Raw genomic sequence first — 17,636 nt, forward strand, 5'->3', positions numbered from 1 at the left:
TCCCCCTCGAAATGCTCCGGCTCGACACCAACCAAGGAATTGCCATGACACATTTTAATCACTACCAACCGACTAAGCTGAGCTTTGGCCCGGGCAATGTGAGCCAAATTGGTCATATGATTGCCAAATACGGTCGACGCTGTTTGATTGTCTCTGAACCGATATTTGAAGCAGTTAAACCAGCTTATGAGCGTATTTTTGCTTTGCTTGCCGAACAAGATATTCATGTAACGCACTTCGATGGCGTTGTACCTAATCCGCCAACGACGGTTGTTGAGCTTGGACGACAAGTTGGTATCGAAGCTGACTGTGACGTTGTACTTGCCATTGGTGGTGGTTCATCGATCGATACCGCGAAGATCATCGCAGCAACCATGAAGGTTGACACAATTGATTGGGCACACTGGTTTAAAAATTATGATTCGCCTTTTGGTGATATTAAGGCGCTGCCAGCATCAACTGTGCCTTTGATTGCGATACCAACAACATCTGGAACGGGCTCTCAGGTTACTCATGCAGCGGTTATTACTGATCTTGATAGCCACTCAAAACTGACATTGTTCCATCCTGATTTTTATCCATGTGAAGCCATTATTGATCCTGAATTAATGCTGACCTTACCACCTCGTATGACAGCGATGACTGGTTTTGATGCGTTTTCACATGCGTTTGAGTCGTACACCGGCACAAAGCCTTCACCATTAGTTGATAGTTTGGCGCTAGAAGCCATGAAGCTGGTGGTAGAAAACTTGCCTGCTGTTGTGAAGAACGGCTCCGATATCGAAGGTCGTTGTCGATTGGCAAGCGCTGATACGTTGGCTGGGATCTCCTTGGCTAATGGTGGCGCAGGCGCACCGCATCCTCTAGGGGAAATCTTAGGTAGTAGAAAAACGAATTTACCTCATGGTTTGACACTAGCGGTGGTTTATCCCGCTTATGTTCAACTGCAATGGCGTAAACAACCAGAACGTTACGCAAAAGTTGCTGAGCTATTTGGTGCCGTGGGAAGCACTGAAGAAAAAGCGCAATCGCTAGCAACGCACTTAGTCACGTTTTTAGGGCAAATTGGTTTAGAGCATAACCTAACGCAGGTAGGAGTCACAGAGGAAGACGTAAAGGCATTAGAACCAGCGTTTTGCTTCAACCTACCTTTGACAACAGGCGAAGAGATGAAAACGATTCTGCACGCCAGCTTGGTATAGCAGAACAAAAAGGGGTTGAGAACATGGAAAACGAAGTAAAAACAATGAAATTTGCAGCGTTGAATGTGGATAGAGAGGACATCAAACGTCGTGATATTCAAGCGTTAATCTTCGATTTCGATGGTCTACTCGTCGATACAGAAACCTGTTTGTTTAGGGCCTGGGAAGCTCTAATGAAGCCATTCGGGATTGATGTTTCGCCACTCCAGGTTGCTGGTCTAGTTGGGAGCTCAGTACCAGCAACCTCTCTTTGTGACCTTTATCGATATCATTCAAAGCAAGCGTTATCTGATGATGAAATCAGACAACAAGTCTTTAGTCATGCTTATCGACTGATTGCACTTCAAACAGAACGAAAAGGTGTTCGCTGCTATCTAGACACAGCAAAGCAAATGGAGCTTAAGATGGCGTTAGCAACAAGTTCTGAATACGAGCATTACATGCCGATTCTGAAGCGCCTGAATTTAGAACATTACTTTGACTGTTTCACCGGAGCAGAAGAAATCTCGATTGAACGTCGTAAGCCATCTCCGGACGTTTATCTCACTAGCCTAGAAAAACTCGGAGTTTCTGCCAGTCAAGCCATTGCCTTTGAGGACTCTCCTCCAGGAGTTACAGCGGCTCGAGCGGCAGGTATTTCAACAGTTGCGGTAACCAATTATCTGACTCAGCACTTAGATGTCTCGCATGCAGACATTGTTTTATCGTCAATGAGTCAAATTTCGCTAGCGCAATTGATTATCAACTTATCGAGATAGAGTTATGAACAAATTAGAACAATTGAAAAAATACACAACGGTTGTTGCTGATACTGGTGACATTGATGCGATTGCTGCATTCCAGCCTCAAGATGCGACGACAAACCCTTCATTAGTGCTTAAAGCGGCAGAGATGCCTCAATACGATCACTTGATTGTAGATGCGATTGAATGGGCGAAAGAACAAAGCGCAGATAGAGCACAGCAGATCATCGATGCAAGCGATAAATTGGCGGTCAACATCGGCGTAGAAATCTTAAAAACCGTACCAGGGCGTATCTCTACTGAGGTTGATGCTCGCTTATCATTTGATAAAGAATCCAGTTTGGTGAAAGCGCGAAAATTGATCGCCATGTACCAAGAAGCTGGCATTGAGAAAGTGCGCATTTTGATCAAGCTGGCGTCAACATGGGAAGGCATTCGTGCAGCAGAAGTACTCGAAAAAGAAGGTATTAACTGTAACCTAACGCTGCTGTTTAACTTTGCTCAGGCAAAAGCGTGTGCAGAAGCGGGGGCATTCCTTATCTCTCCATTTGTTGGTCGTATCTTAGATTGGTACAAAAACAATACTGATCAAAAAGAATACCTTCCACATGAAGACCCGGGTGTTGTCTCGGTTTCTAAGATTTACAACTACTACAAAGATCATGGCTATAACACTGTGGTTATGGGCGCTAGCTTCCGTAATGCTGACGAAGTGCTCGCTCTAGCTGGCTGTGATCGTCTAACGATTGGTCCTGCAATCTTAGATCAACTTGCAGCGCAAGAGGGTGAGGTTGAACCAAAGCTTTATGCTCAACGCACGAATGTGAACCCTGCGCCAACGGCAATGACTGAAGCTGAGTTCCGTTGGGAAATGAACCAAGATCCAATGGCGACAGAGAAGTTGTCTGAGGGTATTCGTAACTTTGCCGTAGACCAAGGCAAACTAGAAGCAATGATTGAAGCACGTCTGTAAGGAGCAGTGAAGATGATCTCTCGAAATAAACTTGCAGACACGATTCGTGTATTGAGTATGGATGCGGTGCAAAAAGCTGGCTCTGGTCACCCTGGTGCACCGATGGGCATGGCGGATATTGCGGAAGTTCTGTGGCGTGATTTTCTAAAACATAATCCCACCAACCCTAATTGGCCGGATCGTGACCGTTTCATTCTTTCTAACGGTCATGGCTCTATGCTGATTTACAGCTTATTGCATTTGTCTGGCTATGATTTGACGATGGAAGATATTCAATCTTTCCGTCAGTTGCATGCTAAGACGGCGGGACATCCAGAATATGGTTATGCACCGGGGATTGAAACAACGACTGGTCCGCTAGGTCAAGGCATTACCAATGGTGTTGGTATGGCACTCGCTGAGAAGGTACTAGCTGATCAGTTTAACCGTCCTGGTCATGAGATCGTTGACCACCACACTTATGTGTTTATGGGTGATGGCTGCATGATGGAAGGCATTTCCCACGAAGCTTGTTCGTTAGCTGGCACACTAGGTTTAGGCAAGCTGATTGCGTTTTGGGATGACAATGGCATCTCAATTGATGGCGAGGTTGAGGGATGGTTTTCGGATGATACGCCTAAACGTTTTGAAGCATATGGTTGGCACGTCATTGCGGATGTTGATGGTCATAACGCTCAATCAATTCGCCAAGCGATTCTAGAGGCTCAGGCAGAAACCAGTAAGCCAACGTTAATTTGCTGTAAAACTATTATTGGCTTTGGATCGCCAAACAAATCAGCAAGCCACGATTGTCATGGTGCACCGTTAGGTGAAGAAGAGGTAGCGCTAGTACGTCAAAACCTAGGTTGGGAATACGCCCCGTTTGAAATCCCGCATGAAATCTATCAAGCGTGGGATGCCAAAGTTGCAGGTAAAGATGCGGAAGCACAATGGGCGAATCGCTTTGTGGAATATGAATTGGTATACCCAGAGCTGGCAGCAGAGTTTAATCGTCGAGTAAAGGGCGACCTACCAGAAAACTGGGCTCAAATCAGTGAAGATGTGATTAAAACTTTGCAAGCCAACCCTGCGACTATCGCGACTCGCAAAGCATCGCAAAACGCGATTGAGGCCTTCGGCGCCCACTTACCTGAATTCCTAGGTGGCTCGGCAGATCTAACTCCATCAAACCTAACGAATTGGTCTGGTTCAAAAGCAATTACCGCTCAGGATGCTTCAGGTAATTACCTTAGTTACGGAGTTCGTGAATTTGCCATGTCAGCCATGATGAATGGCATTGCTCTCCACGGCGGTTTTATTCCTTATGGCGGCACATTCTTAATGTTTATGGAATACGCACGTAATGCATTGCGTATGGCCGCATTGATGAAGCAACGCAGCATCTTTGTCTACACGCATGATTCAATTGGTTTGGGTGAAGATGGTCCAACGCATCAACCTGTGGAACAAATCGCATCACTGCGTTTAACGCCAAACATGAGCACATGGCGTCCTTGTGACCAAGTCGAGACCGCAGTCGCTTGGAAAGCCGCTGTCGAGAGAACGGATGGTCCAACTTCACTGATTTTCTCGCGCCAGAATCTTGTTCAATTTGAGCGTGATGAGGAGACATTAGAAAACATCGCGAAAGGTGGTTACATCTTGTCCGACTGTGACGGTGAACCTGAGCTTATTCTCATTGCCACGGGTTCTGAAGTTGCTCTTGCTATGGACGCAAAGGCGCAGTTGAACAATGTTCGCTGTCGTGTGGTTTCGATGCCTGCAACCGACGTGTTTGACGCGCAGAGTGCACAATACCAACAACACGTTCTCCCAACCAATGTGACCAAGCGTATCGCGATTGAAGCTGGTATTCGAGATTATTGGTTTAAGTACGCGGGCTTACAAGGAGAGATCATCGGTATGACGAGCTTTGGTGAGTCTGCACCAGCTGATCAGCTCTTTGAAATGTACGGCTTTACTGTGGCAAACGTTGTTGATACTGCCAAGCGTATGATGGAGAACGCGTAATGGAAACTTTCATCACAAATACGGTGGATGAATGTGTCAGAGTCAAGGCTGCGAAAGCAGCCTTGGACCACATTTTACAAAATGTCACTCCAGATACGGTTATTGGAATTGGTACAGGTGCAACAGCAGAAGTATTTGTCCAATTATTGGCAGCTAGTGGCGTGGCGTTTGCTCACTGTGTATCAAGTTCAGAACGCTCTTCTAAAGCCATCCAGAGTTCAGGTTTGAAAGAAATCCCTCTCGCAGACTGCTTGTACGTGGATTATTACGTTGATGGCATTGATGAAGGGTTAACAAACGGCATCACAATCAAAGGTGGAGGCGCGGCTTTAGGGCGTGAAAAAGTCATTGCCTCTATGACTAAGTGCTTTATCACCATCTCAGATGAAGGACGTTTAGTGGAGACGCTGGGGGAATTCCCTTTGCCAATTGAAGTCCTCCCAGCGGCGAAAATGCCAGTTATTCTCGCCTTAAAATCCCTTGGTGGTCGTCCTTTGCAACGCCATGATTGCGTTACTGATAATGGCAATATCATTTTGGATGTTTCTGGTCTAGATATGAGTGAACCAACCGAATTAGAACAGCGACTGAACTCCCTTTCAGGTGTGGTTGAGAATGGCATATTTTCTCAATGCCGTGCGCACTATATGGCGTTTTCAAATACACAAGGCGTTCGTTGGTTATCGGTAAATTGAGAGCCTGATAACAAGTTTATTAATAACCTCTTCTTGGCTAGGGATTTAAGGGATTAAACATGATGGAAAGCAAGTTTTCGACAGAAGCAATCGAGTATCTTGAACAGCATATTGATGAGTTACTTAACGATTTATCTGAGTTAGTTGCTATTCCATCAGTACGTGATTTGACGACACAAACAGAGAATGCTCCGTTTGGTTATCAAATTAGGCAAGCGTTTGATTACTTAATCAAATTTGCTGAAAGAGAAGGTTTAGAAGTGCGTGATCACCAAGGTTATGCTTTGGATATAAGCTTTGGGCAAGGTGATCAAGAAATCGCTCTGCTGCACCATGTTGATGTGGTGCCAGCAGGGGATGAGATGCTATGGCGAACGCCGCCGTACCGTATGACTAAAATTGATAATATGGTTTTTGGACGAGGCGTAACAGACAACAAAGGTCCACTGATTGCTAGCTTGTACATCCTCAAGTTGTTTAAACAACTTACTGTCCCTCTCAATAAGAAAATAAGAGTCATTATTGGTGGTGCAGAAGAGACAACTTGGGAATGTGTAGAGCATTACTTTCAACACAATCCGCAGCCAGAATATGGCTTTTCTCCAGATGGCGACTTCCCAATCGTCAACGGTGAAAAGGGTATTTTGTATGCGTCATTGGGGAAGCAATTTTCTGCCAGAAGCAGTGATAGCGCATGCCAAATTAGACGCATCGAGAGTGAACGAGATAGAACATCCACTTGTCACTTTTTGGTGCTTGAATTGGCAGGCTCTAGTGCTGAAAAAGTAGCGCATCAGTTTGCTGCTTTTGCTGATGTGATTGACTGTCAGTCACATTACCGCGTTGAGATTTCAACGCCGTGGGAGAAATCCCGCAACCCGCATAAAGTTGATAACTGCATGGACAAGTTCGTCAACATTATGCGTCATGTGGAAGGATTAGATCCAAACTCTGCCAGCTTGGTCCACTTGCTTGATTCCCACTTTGCAAATGACTACGCCGGGCATAAGTTAGGTCTATACCATAACGATGATGAGATGGGATACACAACGTGTTGTGTTTCTGCCATCAACATGGATTCGCATGGCTACAATTTGGATTTTGATTTTCGGTTTCCTAAAGGACTGAGTATCGAGAGAGTTCGTTCCCAATTACTGGCTTTATCCCAACAAGCTGGTGTGAACTTTGTCGAACATCAGTACTTACCTCTATCCTACCTCTCTCCCGAAAGTGCCCTTATCCAAGCGATGGGGAAAGCTTATTCCGATGTTACTGGAACGGATGCAAATTGCTTTAGTAAAGGCGCGGCTTCGTACGCGCGTGCATTGGAGCATGGAGTAGCTTTTGGACCAACTTTCCCTGAAGAAGTGACCTTTGTGCACGAGCCAAATGAACAGCTCAACCTAGAGTCACTAATAAAAGCAATAACGATATACGTGAAAGTTCTCATATCACTTCAGGAGTAAATTATGAGAGATAAGGTTCAAGCACTTGCCGGCGGTATGATGGTTTCCATCATTGTACTGGTCATTGCAGGTATTTTTATAGGGATAGGCGCTGGCGTTGTAAACCAAATGTCAGCTCAAGACTCTGTCATTTTTGCGTTCTTCAAACTGATGCTCGATCTTGGTTTGATGGTAATGCGAAACCTACCACCATTCTTTGCGATTGGTTTAGCCTTTGCCTTGTCAAAATCTGAAAAAGGTTGGGCAGCATTTACAGGTTTTACCATGTTTATGTGTTTCAACGTCGCGATTGGTTCCATTGCCGCTTTTAACGGCTGGACTCCGGAAACGACCAGTGTTGATTACCTTGTTAACAACATGGGTTACGACAAAGTTGCCGCACAAAATTTCAATTCACTATGGGGTGAAAACCTAGGCGTATTCTCATACAACATGGGGATCTTCAGCGGGATCATTGTGGGCTGTATCACAGCGGCACTGCACAACCGCTTCTACAAATTTGAAATGCCAGCAATGTTGAGCTTCTTCTCTGGTCCACGTGCTGTCGTAATCTTTGCTTATCTTGCGATTATGCCGATCAGCTTTGTTGCTTATCATGCTTGGCCGCCGATCGCGGGTGGGCTGCAATCTATCACGACGCTTATTACTAGCTCGGGTATCTTTGGATCTTTCCTATTCGGCGTGTTTGATAAGGGGTTACTACCATTTGGTCTCCACCATCTCATCGCCTTCCCAATTGAATACACTCGTGTGGGTGGGGTAATGGAAATTGATGGTGTTGTGTACGAAGGTGTACGTAATATCATGAATGGTCAAATGAGCTCCCCTGAGGCAACTGGTTACATCACACATAACTTTACTAGTGGTCGTATTCCAATTCAGATTGGTGGTCTTACAGGTGCGGCTTATGCGATGTATGTCACCGCGAAACCACAAAACAAAAAGAAAGTCGCTGCGATTATGATCCCTGCCGTATTTACTGCAGCAGTTATCGGGATCACAGAGCCACTTGAATATACTTTCTTGTTTGTTCAACCATTCTTGTTCTTTGCTGTGCACGTGCCATTAAACGGTTTGGCTTATGTCATTACTGAGATGTTTGGCGTCTCGATTCATGGTAACCAACTGTTATTTATGGTGCCAAACCTACTACAGCCAGAGAAGGTACATGCTTGGGCGTTGCTATGGATTATCCCACTGTACTTCGTTGTTTACTTCTACACATTTAAGTACGTGATTCTGAAGTTCAACTCTAAAACACCAGGTCGTGAAGAGGACAATGATGCAGATATCGCTCTTTACTCAAAAGCAGACTTCAAGAAGAAAAAAGAGCAGAGCTCTGCAGGTCTTCCAGTCGAAATTATTAAAGCGCTGGGTGGTGCTGAGAACATCGATAACGTTTCAAACTGCGCCACACGCTTAAGGGTTTCCCTACATGATGAAACGTTAGCGGCAGCAGATGATGTCTGGAAAAAACAACTGAATGCAATTGGCGTGGTGAGAATGCCAAAAGGAATTCAGGTCATCTACGGTGCGAACGTTATTACCATTGCGTCAGGTATTAAAGAAGCGCTGGGCGTCGACTCTTAATCATTCCCCCCTACAAATAAAAAACCAATAACAAGTGAACCCTCCTGTGGTGCGAGCACCACGGGTAGGGATTTCTGTACCCAAAATATGGAAATATAATTATGAAAAATATAACAAAAGTGTCCCTAACCTTGCTTGCAGTGAGTATTTCTGGTGCGCTACACGCAACCGAAGCCCCTACATGGTCTGAAAGAAACCCAATCGTGTTTTGGGGTGATCGTGCAAATGAAGATTGGAGCTACGTAGACAATCTTGCGGAGAGCGAAAAGAGCTTTTCAGAGAAGTTAAAACGCCTTGATATTACTGATGATGGAGAGTGGAAAGTTTCATTTAGCGGTAACATTAAAGCGGCTTTTGATAATCGTTGGAATCATATGTATGACTCTGATGTACGTAAGAAAAATGAGTTCCGTAGCCGAATGCAGTTTGCTACTGATGTGACATACCAAGATTGGGCTCGAATCTACGGTGAAATCCGCACCAACTACACCAACTTAGATAACCCTGGTCCGGTAGATGATGCTGGTACTGACTTCCACCAACTATTCACAGAGTTCAAGCTGCTCGATGATGGTGAACAGTATTTGAGCACACGTTTAGGACGCCAAGAGATCTACCTCAATGAATGGCAAATGATGAACCGAGAACCAACACCCGTGCAATCGAGTTGGAATGCGGCGAGTGCCAAATACAGAGTGAATGGCATCAACTTTGATGTTTATTACGGTGAAGAAGTCTTCCCATTGCGCAAAGATGGCAGTTGGAGTGGGAACTGGGATGACAAAACCAACGGAAAAACCTCCACTGGTATCTTTGCGAATTGGCGCACGGACTATGGCGCAATGCAGGCTTATTTCATGAGCAATGACGTGACCAACAGTTCATTCGTTAATGCTCCGGATGGGGATGTGGATATTCAAGTGCTGGGCTTGCACGCACATGATTTTGTTCGTGAAGGTTTCGGGTACATGGTTGATGGTGTTTATCAGTTTGGTGACCATGCTGGCAAAGATATTTCAGCGTATATGGCTTATGCGGATCTGAACTACAACTGGAGTGCAGATTGGAATGTACGTGCAGGTTTAAACCTTCATTATGCATCGGGAACAAGCAAGGATAGCGATAAAGTGAACACGTTCAACCCACTATGGACGGGGGACCCTCTAGGTTTTGCTCATGACGGGGCTTACGGTAACGCAATGCAGGTTGGCGGTTATTCAGTTATTGAGTACATGCCAAAACAGAGCATTATCACTGGCTTTATGTCAACGTGGCGCGCCGATACAGACGATGCGATTTATACCTTAAATCAGGATATTTTGTTCGGTGAAAACTCTGATGAAAAATACGCTTACACTCAATTTTATCTGCAGTTCCACAACTACATTACGGGCAACCTAAAAACGGAGTTGAACCTGTACTATGCGTTGGATAGTGACTATACGCGAGATGTTGTCGGTCCTCAAAGCGACAACATTACTCGTGCCGAAATCGCAGTGATCTACAACTTCTAGTATTGCGATAGACGATAAATATCCAAGCATACTGCTTTTATCTGTCCTATTTGCCTTGATTAAGGCACGTCATGTTTTTTAAGCAGCAATTTTGCCCAGTCGACATGCTGGGCTTTTTTATTGGAAAACTGGGAAGTGTTCAGTGGATGCCACTAGGTTTGCTTGTACTTATGCAGCAAATCTAACGGGATATGGCAGTAGTCGTTTGGAAAGCGCGTGAGTCGGTCTTGATGCTCATCATCACTTGGCACATAGTTTGTAAGTGGCAGTACTTCTACGGCGATCTTCTCAGCATCCGGTCTTGCTGCGATAAACGCTTTAGCGATGGCTAGGTGTTGTTCGTTTTGGCTATAGACACCAGTACGGTACTTCTCACCTACGTCTTCACCTTGCTTGTTAACACTGTGCGGGTCGATGATCTCAAACAGATACCCCATTAAAGTTTCAACCGACACTTGTGCAGGGTCGAACTGGGTTTTCACGCATTCGGCGTAGCCATCGTATTCAGATTGAGTGTTGTCCGTCATGCCATTTGCTCGTCCTGCTTCGGTGCTGATTACGCCCGGAAGGTGGCGCATAAATTCTTGAACGCCCCAAAGGCAGCCGCCTGCGAAGTAAATTTCTTCCATCATTCTGTCCTGAAAAACTTTGCGCCATTATGGGCATCACTTTCATTCAAACACAACTCCAACCATAAAACAGGAACAACTCGGTGGTGATTTGCTCTCTTTTTTGTGCTGCTTTTCCTCGTTAGATTGAACGCAGTTAAGAGCTAGGGGGAATCCTAATGAAAATTGAACATATCGCGATTTGGACTGAACGTTTGGAAGAGCTAAAAGCCTTCTATGAGAAATACTTTAACGCGGTGTCTAACGACAAATACCACAATCCAACCAAGCAGTTTTCATCTTACTTTCTTTCGTTTGAAAGTGGCGCACGATTGGAGTTAATGTCGATGGAAGGTGTCACCGTCTGTGAAAAATCTCATGCAATGCAGGTAACCGGATTAGCACACTTTGCCTTCGCCTTAGGATCAGAACAAGCAGTGGACCAACTAACCAAAACCTTAGTGGGTGATGGCTACCAATGGATCGACGGTCCGAGACAAACAGGTGACGGTTATTATGAAAGCTGCGTGCTAGATCCAGATGGCAACCGTCTTGAGCTTACGGTTTAACGCGACTTAGCTTAATTCTATCGTTCACAGGCTGCTTTCATATGAAAGTGTTCGGGCGTATACTGCAAGCTCATCTATAAGGAGCGAGCCTGTGAACTCAAGACAAAACGAAATCCTGCAATTGGTTAATGACCGCAAACGCGTTCAAGTGACGGAGCTTTCTGACATCATTGGCGTGTCGGGCGTGACCATCAGGCAGGATTTGAATTTCCTTGAGCAACAAGGCTACTTGAAGCGTGTACACGGCGCAGCGACGGCGCTACAAAGTGACGATATTGATACGAGACTTGAAGTGCGCTTCGACATCAAACAAGCGTTAGCCAACAAAGCGGCAGATTTGGTATCACCAAATGAAACCGTGTTAATCGAAGGTGGCAGTGCCAATGCGCTCTTGGCTCGCACGTTGGCTGAACGTGGTGACGTCACCATCATTACTCCATCAGCGTACATCGCCCACCTCATCCGTAACACCTCAGCTAACATCATCTTGCTTGGTGGAGTGTATCAGCATCAAGGCGAGAGCTTGGTTGGACCGTTAACCAAGCTGTGTATTGAGAATATTCACTTCAGCACGGCTTTCTTGGGTATTGACGGCTTCCATCAAGACACAGGCTTTACGAGCCGAGACATGATGCGCGCAGAAATCGCTGAAACCATCATTGCGAAAAAGCGTCGCAACATTGTGCTTACGGATTCAAGTAAGTTTGGGCAAATCTACCCATCTTCGATTGGTAAAACGAGTGAAATCTCGGTGCTGTTAACCGACGAAGCCGCTCCGAAAAGCGACCTCGAACAGTTGAGAAAGCAAGGTGTGGAAGTGGTGTTGGGTTAAGCCGACTCACGAACAATGAGTTTGGGAGGCAGGATCAAGCTGTAAGGCTCATTGTCTTCTTGCTTCAATTGATTGATCAATCGTTTTGCCGCTTGTCTTCCCATCTCTCGTGCATTGGAATTAACGAAGGTGAGCGGAGGTTCAATTAACTCTGCTTCTTCAACGTCATCAAAACCAATCACCGATACTTGCTCGCCGATAAACTGATCTTTACCGATGGATCGTCCCGCTCGATGTATGCCATAAACTGCGCCTAGTGCCGTCGAGGAATGGTGACAAAGAACCGCAGTAATCTGTGGATGTTCCAACAATAATTGCTGCACAGTTTGAGCAGCAGACGCTTGGCTTTTCTCACACTCGACCACCCATTCTGGTTTGAAAGGCAAACCAAACTGCATCAGAGTTGAACAATACCCACCAATACGCTCAGCACGACACAAAGAACTGCTCGCGCCGCCGACATAAGCGATTCTGCGATGACCTTGCTTAACCAGATGCTCCGTCGCTAACTTGGCGGCGTACATGTTGTCTGGTCCTACATAGTCGATTTGCTTATCCACCGAAGCGCGTGAAATGCAGACCATTGGCAGATTGTGCTGCTTGAGGTTTTCGACGTTGAACTGCTGGCTTTCACCAATCGGGCAAAAGGCAATACCACCGACACCTTGGCGTGCCATGGTTAATACGCACTTCTCAAACTTTTCTTGGCTATCCCCACTTTGAGCCAGAAACAGCATGTAACCTTGTTGCTCGATTTCTTCGCTCAATCCTGCCGCGACTTCTGCGTAATAGGGATCACTGATGTCTTTGAGGATCAGTCCAATGATTTCACTGGAATTGGATCGTAGGTTGGCAGCGGCACGGTTACGGATATAGCCGAGCTCTTCTACCGCAGCGTTGACCTTTTCTATTGTGTCTGGAGAGATCCGCCCTTTATTCCCCAACACCATAGAGACGGTGGTAACTGACACGCCAGCATGTTTAGCGACTTCTGTAATGGTCACTTTTTTTGACGACATAGATTCACTTTATGGATTAGAAAAACGTTTTATCATCAAACTGTAACCCTATTAGGTTGATTTTAAAAGCCCTACACAGTTTGTGGAAAAAGATATCTAACTCGATCACAGAATTTTTGGTAAAACGTTTTATCAAAATTTTTAGCAGCGTATATTGAGTGCATAAAAACAACACTTCATGCGCACATAATGTGATGTGTATGAGCCCTACAAGTTCTCAATTTCCGGAGACAAACTATGTCTAAAAGCAATAAATCGACCATGTGGGAGTTCTTGCAAAGCCTCGGCAAGACCTTCATGTTGCCAGTCGCGCTGCTGGCATTCTCAGGTATTCTCCTTGGTGTCGGCAGCTCGTTTTCTAGCGCCGCTATCAAAGAAGCCATCCCATTTTTAGACAACACCCCTCTGCAATACCTGTTTATGTGGATGACCAAAATCGGTCTTGTCGCATTCATCTACTTGCCTGTGATGTTCGCCGTTGCTATCCCGCTTGGATTAGCGCGTGAAGAAAAAGGCGTGGCAGGTTTCGCGGGCTTCGTTGGTTATGCTGCCTTCAACCTTGCGATCAACTTCTTCCTAACCGTCGCTGGTGTACTAGACAGTGAAGCGGAACGTGCCGCTTACGGCGTGAAAAGCATCATTGGGATTGAATCGATTGATACCGGTATCCTTGGTGCGGTGATCGTTGGTGTGATTGTTGCGAAACTTCACCAGCGCTTTTACACCTTCAAAATGCCAGATGCGCTAGCGTTCTTTGGTGGTGCTCGTTTTGTTCCAATCATTTCTGCCTTGGTACTGGGCGTTGTCGGTGTGTTTATCCCATTCGTATGGCCTTACTTTGCTGCGGGCATCAATGGTATCGGTCATGTGATTGAAGGCGCGGGTGATTTCGGTCCAATGTTGTTTGGTACAGGCGAGCGTTTATTGCTGCCAATCGGTCTTCACCATATCTTGGTTGCGCTGATTCGCTTCACTGAAGCAGGCGGTACTATGGACGTGTGTGGTCAAACCGTGTCTGGCGCACTAAACATCTTCTACTCTGAATTGTCTTGCCCTGATACTACGGCGTTTACACCGGAAGTCACGGCATTCTTGTCTCAAGGTAAAATGCCAACCTTCCTAGGCGGTTTACCGGGTGCGGCTCTTGCGATGTACCACTGTGCTCGCCCTGAGAACCGCTCAAAAATCAAAGCACTGCTTATCTCTGGTGTCGTAGCTTGTGTGGTAGGTGGTATCACTGAGCCGCTTGAGTTCTTGTTCCTATTTGTTGCGCCAGTGCTTTACTTCGTCCATGCGATTCTGACTGGTTTGGGCTTTATGGTGATGGGCTTGCTTGATGCCACCATCGGTAACACAGACGGCAACCTGATTGACTTCTTGGTGTTCGGTATCCTGCAAGGTACGGCGACGAAATGGTACTTAGTACCGCTGGTGGCGGGTATTTGGTTCGTGGTTTATTACTCAGTATTTAAGTTTGCGATCACTAAGTTCAACCTAAAAACACCAGGTCGTGAAGTCGATACGGCGGAAGTGGACAAAGAACTTGAAGCAGCATTCATCAACGAATCTGGCAAAGGTGCTGCAGTATTGGCAGCTCTTGGTGGCAAAGAGAACATCACGGCTCTGGATAACTGCATCACTCGCCTTCGCTTGTCTGTTAACGACATGAGTTTGGTCGACGACGCTAAGTTGAAGGCCAACGGCGCGCTGGGCGTAGTGAAGCTTGATGAGCACAACCTGCAAGTCGTTATTGGTACGCAAGTTCACCTAGTGAAGAACGAAATGCAAGCCATCATGTCTGCAAGCTAATCACTGCCTTGATAGATGCTCCCCCTCGGCACAATCTCCATCCTCCCCCCCAATGAGATTGTGACGAGGGACCTTAATATTGGAATATTCGTATGACTCAGAATTTCGACTTTGATACACCGATTGATCGCACTGGCACTTACTGCACGCAGTGGGACTACGTTCAGGATAGATTTGGTAAAGCGGGTTTACTGCCGTTTACCATTTCAGATATGGATTTTGCTGCGCCAGAACCCGTGATGAATGTGCTTAAACAACGTTTAGATCACCCGGTATTAGGTTATAGCCGCTGGAACCATGAGGATTTTAAGTCCGCGATTCGCTACTGGTATCAAACTCGTTTTGACTGCGAAATCGACACTCAGCAAGTGGTGTACGGACCATCGGTTATCTACATTGTGTCAAAGCTGATTGAGCAATGGAGTCAGCCGGAACAGGGCGTGGTGTTCCATACACCAGCTTATGATGCGTTCGACAAAATGATTGAAGGGCAAGGTCGTGCGTGCGTTCGCAGTCCGCTCATCAAGCAGCAAGGTCGATTTGAAATTGACTGGCAAGATCTGGAAACCAAACTCGCTGACCAGAATAATACTGTGCTGTTGTTATGCAGCCCTCATAACCCAACAGGGCGAGTATGGAACCAAAGCGAATTGGAAAAGATGGCGGAGCTTTGTAACCATCACCAGGTCAAAGTGATTTCGGATGAGATCCACATGGACGTGAGCTTTAAGCGTCACATCCCTTACGTGGGGTTTGGTTGTTCACAAGATTGGGCTGTCGTCACATCGGCGTCTAAATCATTCAATATTCCAGCCTTGAATGGTGCGTATGCGTTGATCGCGGATTCACCAACTCGCGAACGTTATCTGCATAAACTCAAAGAGGTGGATGCTCTTTCATCGCCTTCTATCATGGGCGTGCTTGGTACGATAGCGGCTTATCGTCACGGAGAACCTTGGTTAAAGGCGCTTAACGAGTATGTATTGGCTAACCATCAATACGTGAAAGAAGCTCTGGAAAGCGCCTTTCCTGAAGTGAGTTACCTTGTCCCAGACGCGACCTATTTAGCATGGATTGACTTATCTGTTTTGAATCTAGATATGACGCTGCTTAATCAAGCGTTAATTGAACAATTCAATGTCGCCATCATGTCTGGAGATGTTTATGGCGACTCTGGTAAAGGCTATCTCAGACTCAATCTGGGTTGCCCAAGAAGCAAAGTCGAGCAGGGCGTTTCAGCCTTGATTCAAGCGATCAAATTGCAGTGTTAAAACACCGTGGGAGAGTGTGAGATGTCACTGTTCAAGTTAGATAACGTGATTCAAAACTACGCTTGGGGAAGCAAAGAGTCGATTTCTAAACTGTTTGGCATCGATAATGCAAACCATCAACCTCAAGCTGAAATTTGGATGGGAGCGCACCCTAATGGTTGCTCGCGCCTTGCAACAACCGGTGAGTTATTATCTGATGTGATTGCGAGAGACAAAGCAAGCATGTTTGGTGATTACACCATGATGCGTTTTGGGGAACTTCCTTATCTATTCAAAGTGCTTGCGGCGGATTCTCCGCTATCGATTCAAGTTCATCCTAGCAAGCGTAAAGCTGAGCTTGGTTTTGCACGAGAGAATGAACAAGGTATCCCGCTTGATGCTCCTAATCGCAACTACAAAGACGCTAATCACAAGCCAGAGTTGGTCTACGCGCTGACTTTCTACAAGGCCATGAATGGCTTTCGTCCGATAGAACAAATACTGATGCTGTTCCGCCAATTCGGTATTCGCAGTTTAGATGGTGAGGTGACCGCGTTAGCCGAACACCCAAATCAAGATGGGTTGAAAGGTTTCTTCACGGCGATAATGACGTTGAACGAAGCTCATAAAATTCAAGCCTTGGCAGAACTGGACGCAGCGTTAGAGCGTGGTCCAAAGACGGCATTGGAAAGAGAAGTGCTCGGTTATGTGGCGGAGTTTCAAAAGCATTACCCGCAAGACATTGGATTGCTGTCTCCGTTGATGTTGAACACGATAGAGCTTGCGCCTGGGGAAGCGATGTTCCTCCATGCCGAAACGCCTCATGCGTATGTTCAAGGCACAGCGCTGGAAATAATGGCGAATTCAGACAACGTCCTCAGAGCTGGTTTAACGCCCAAATACATTGATGTGGATGAGCTTATCGCCAATACAGCATTTCACACCACGCAACCGGAACTGATTAAGCTGTCGCCAATTCACAAAGAGGACAAGTTGAGCTATCCAATTCCGGTAGACGATTTTGGGTTTGATATTCTCTCTTCCGATGAAGAATACAAGCAACAGTTTGTGCGTGGTGCTGAGATTGTTTTTTGTGTTGAAGGCGAAGTTGAGGTCATGACATCAGAAACAAGTCTGACTCTTAAAGCCGGAGAATCCGCGTTTATCACTAACGATTGTAAGTTCTACCAATATCAAGGGAATGGTACGTTGGCGAGGGCGTATAACTAGTCATTTCGTTGTTGATATTAATAGGCCGCTTGAACAGCGCAATGTAGATCAGATAAGGATCGGTTGACCGATCCTTCTGCTGAGAGATAATCGGAAGCCTGTTTCTAGGCTTCCGATTTTTTATGT

General features: G+C 45.9%; 15 protein-coding genes. 13 read left to right on the top strand and 2 right to left on the bottom strand.

Features of this window, described 5'->3' with window-relative positions:
* Positions 1-44: 44 nt before the first annotated feature.
* From VJL_RS16625 to VJL_RS16660, 8 genes are all read left to right on the top strand, one after another.
* Entirely contained in the window at positions 45-1,202 is a 1,158-nt protein-coding gene (locus VJL_RS16625; RefSeq protein WP_005453032.1) for an iron-containing alcohol dehydrogenase, read from the top strand.
* Positions 1,203-1,225: 23 nt separating this feature from the next.
* A complete protein-coding gene (locus VJL_RS16630; protein ID WP_005453023.1) occupies positions 1,226-1,960 on the top strand; it encodes an HAD family hydrolase in 735 nt (244 codons plus the stop codon).
* Positions 1,961-1,964: 4 nt separating this feature from the next.
* A complete protein-coding gene (gene tal / locus VJL_RS16635; RefSeq protein ID WP_038879604.1) occupies positions 1,965-2,918 on the top strand; it encodes a transaldolase in 954 nt (317 codons plus the stop codon).
* A 12-nt stretch (positions 2,919-2,930) separates the two neighbouring features.
* Positions 2,931-4,928 (top strand): transketolase, encoded by a 1,998-nt coding sequence (gene tkt / locus VJL_RS16640; RefSeq protein WP_038879607.1) that lies wholly within the window; start codon positions 2,931-2,933, stop codon positions 4,926-4,928.
* Entirely contained in the window at positions 4,928-5,623 is a 696-nt protein-coding gene (gene rpiA / locus VJL_RS16645) for a ribose-5-phosphate isomerase RpiA (RefSeq protein WP_038879610.1), read from the top strand. The genes tkt and rpiA overlap by 1 nt, the downstream gene beginning before the upstream one ends.
* 59 nt (positions 5,624-5,682) lie before the next feature.
* A complete protein-coding gene (locus tag VJL_RS16650) occupies positions 5,683-7,089 on the top strand; it encodes a Sapep family Mn(2+)-dependent dipeptidase (protein WP_173400275.1) in 1,407 nt (468 codons plus the stop codon).
* Between the two features lie 3 nt (positions 7,090-7,092).
* On the top strand, positions 7,093-8,679 hold the full coding sequence (locus VJL_RS16655; protein WP_038879612.1) for a PTS transporter subunit EIIC: 1,587 nt from the start codon (positions 7,093-7,095) through the stop codon (positions 8,677-8,679).
* A gap of 101 nt (positions 8,680-8,780) precedes the next feature.
* A complete protein-coding gene (locus tag VJL_RS16660) occupies positions 8,781-10,193 on the top strand; it encodes an alginate export family protein (RefSeq protein ID WP_005453010.1) in 1,413 nt (470 codons plus the stop codon).
* 152 nt (positions 10,194-10,345) lie between these two features.
* On the opposite strand, the gene VJL_RS16665 is transcribed toward VJL_RS16660, so the two are convergent.
* Positions 10,346-10,822, bottom strand: coding sequence for a peptide-methionine (S)-S-oxide reductase (locus VJL_RS16665; RefSeq protein WP_038879615.1), 477 nt, complete (start codon positions 10,820-10,822; stop codon positions 10,346-10,348).
* 158 nt (positions 10,823-10,980) lie between these two features.
* On the opposite strand from VJL_RS16665, the gene VJL_RS16670 reads away from it, so the two are divergent.
* Positions 10,981-11,370, top strand: a complete 390-nt coding sequence (locus VJL_RS16670) for a VOC family protein (RefSeq protein WP_038879623.1) — start codon at positions 10,981-10,983, stop codon at positions 11,368-11,370.
* 91 nt (positions 11,371-11,461) lie between these two features.
* Positions 11,462-12,202, top strand: a complete 741-nt coding sequence (locus VJL_RS16675; RefSeq protein ID WP_005436345.1) for a DeoR/GlpR family DNA-binding transcription regulator — start codon at positions 11,462-11,464, stop codon at positions 12,200-12,202.
* Here VJL_RS16675 and malI read toward each other — a convergent pair.
* Entirely contained in the window at positions 12,199-13,221 is a 1,023-nt protein-coding gene (malI, locus tag VJL_RS16680; RefSeq protein ID WP_038879626.1) for a Mal regulon transcriptional regulator MalI, read from the bottom strand. The two genes, VJL_RS16675 and malI, sit on opposite strands and share 4 nt — an antisense overlap.
* Before the next feature lie 237 nt (positions 13,222-13,458).
* Between malI and malX the strand changes: the two genes are divergently transcribed.
* The 3 genes from malX to manA all read left to right on the top strand — a co-directional run bounded on the left by malX (position 13,459) and on the right by manA (position 17,510).
* The gene (gene malX, locus VJL_RS16685) at positions 13,459-15,030 is read left to right on the top strand and encodes a maltose/glucose-specific PTS transporter subunit IIBC (protein WP_038879629.1); all 1,572 of its coding nucleotides are present in this window, start codon (positions 13,459-13,461) and stop codon (positions 15,028-15,030) included.
* A 92-nt stretch (positions 15,031-15,122) separates the two neighbouring features.
* Positions 15,123-16,301: a MalY/PatB family protein gene (locus VJL_RS16690; RefSeq protein ID WP_038879632.1), complete on the top strand. Its 1,179-nt coding sequence runs from the start codon at positions 15,123-15,125 to the stop codon at positions 16,299-16,301.
* A 21-nt stretch (positions 16,302-16,322) separates the two neighbouring features.
* Positions 16,323-17,510 carry a mannose-6-phosphate isomerase, class I gene (manA, locus tag VJL_RS16695; protein ID WP_038879635.1) on the top strand — a complete coding sequence of 396 codons (1,188 nt, stop codon included), beginning with the start codon at positions 16,323-16,325 and terminating at the stop codon, positions 17,508-17,510.
* Positions 17,511-17,636 lie beyond the last annotated feature (126 nt).

It is taken from the genome of Vibrio jasicida CAIM 1864 = LMG 25398 (assembly GCF_000400365.1).
Classification (GTDB): Bacteria; Pseudomonadota; Gammaproteobacteria; order Enterobacterales; family Vibrionaceae; genus Vibrio; species Vibrio jasicida.

What these genes read in the sequence shown, in the direction of transcription:
- rpiA (WP_038879610.1), top strand. Translation starts at nt 4,928, where the DNA reads ATGGAAACTTTCATCACAAATACGGTGGATGAATGTGTCAGAGTCAAG.
- VJL_RS16650 (WP_173400275.1), top strand. Translation starts at nt 5,683, where the DNA reads ATGATGGAAAGCAAGTTTTCGACAGAAGCAATCGAGTATCTTGAACAG.
- VJL_RS16660 (WP_005453010.1), top strand. Translation starts at nt 8,781, where the DNA reads ATGAAAAATATAACAAAAGTGTCCCTAACCTTGCTTGCAGTGAGTATT.
- VJL_RS16690 (WP_038879632.1), top strand. Translation starts at nt 15,123, where the DNA reads ATGACTCAGAATTTCGACTTTGATACACCGATTGATCGCACTGGCACT.
- tal (WP_038879604.1), top strand. Translation starts at nt 1,965, where the DNA reads ATGAACAAATTAGAACAATTGAAAAAATACACAACGGTTGTTGCTGAT.
- malX (WP_038879629.1), top strand. Translation starts at nt 13,459, where the DNA reads ATGTCTAAAAGCAATAAATCGACCATGTGGGAGTTCTTGCAAAGCCTC.
- tkt (WP_038879607.1), top strand. Translation starts at nt 2,931, where the DNA reads ATGATCTCTCGAAATAAACTTGCAGACACGATTCGTGTATTGAGTATG.
- VJL_RS16655 (WP_038879612.1), top strand. Translation starts at nt 7,093, where the DNA reads ATGAGAGATAAGGTTCAAGCACTTGCCGGCGGTATGATGGTTTCCATC.
- VJL_RS16670 (WP_038879623.1), top strand. Translation starts at nt 10,981, where the DNA reads ATGAAAATTGAACATATCGCGATTTGGACTGAACGTTTGGAAGAGCTA.
- malI (WP_038879626.1), bottom strand. Translation starts at nt 13,221, where the DNA reads ATGTCGTCAAAAAAAGTGACCATTACAGAAGTCGCTAAACATGCTGGC.
- VJL_RS16625 (WP_005453032.1), top strand. Translation starts at nt 45, where the DNA reads ATGACACATTTTAATCACTACCAACCGACTAAGCTGAGCTTTGGCCCG.
- VJL_RS16630 (WP_005453023.1), top strand. Translation starts at nt 1,226, where the DNA reads ATGGAAAACGAAGTAAAAACAATGAAATTTGCAGCGTTGAATGTGGAT.
- manA (WP_038879635.1), top strand. Translation starts at nt 16,323, where the DNA reads ATGTCACTGTTCAAGTTAGATAACGTGATTCAAAACTACGCTTGGGGA.
- VJL_RS16665 (WP_038879615.1), bottom strand. Translation starts at nt 10,822, where the DNA reads ATGGAAGAAATTTACTTCGCAGGCGGCTGCCTTTGGGGCGTTCAAGAA.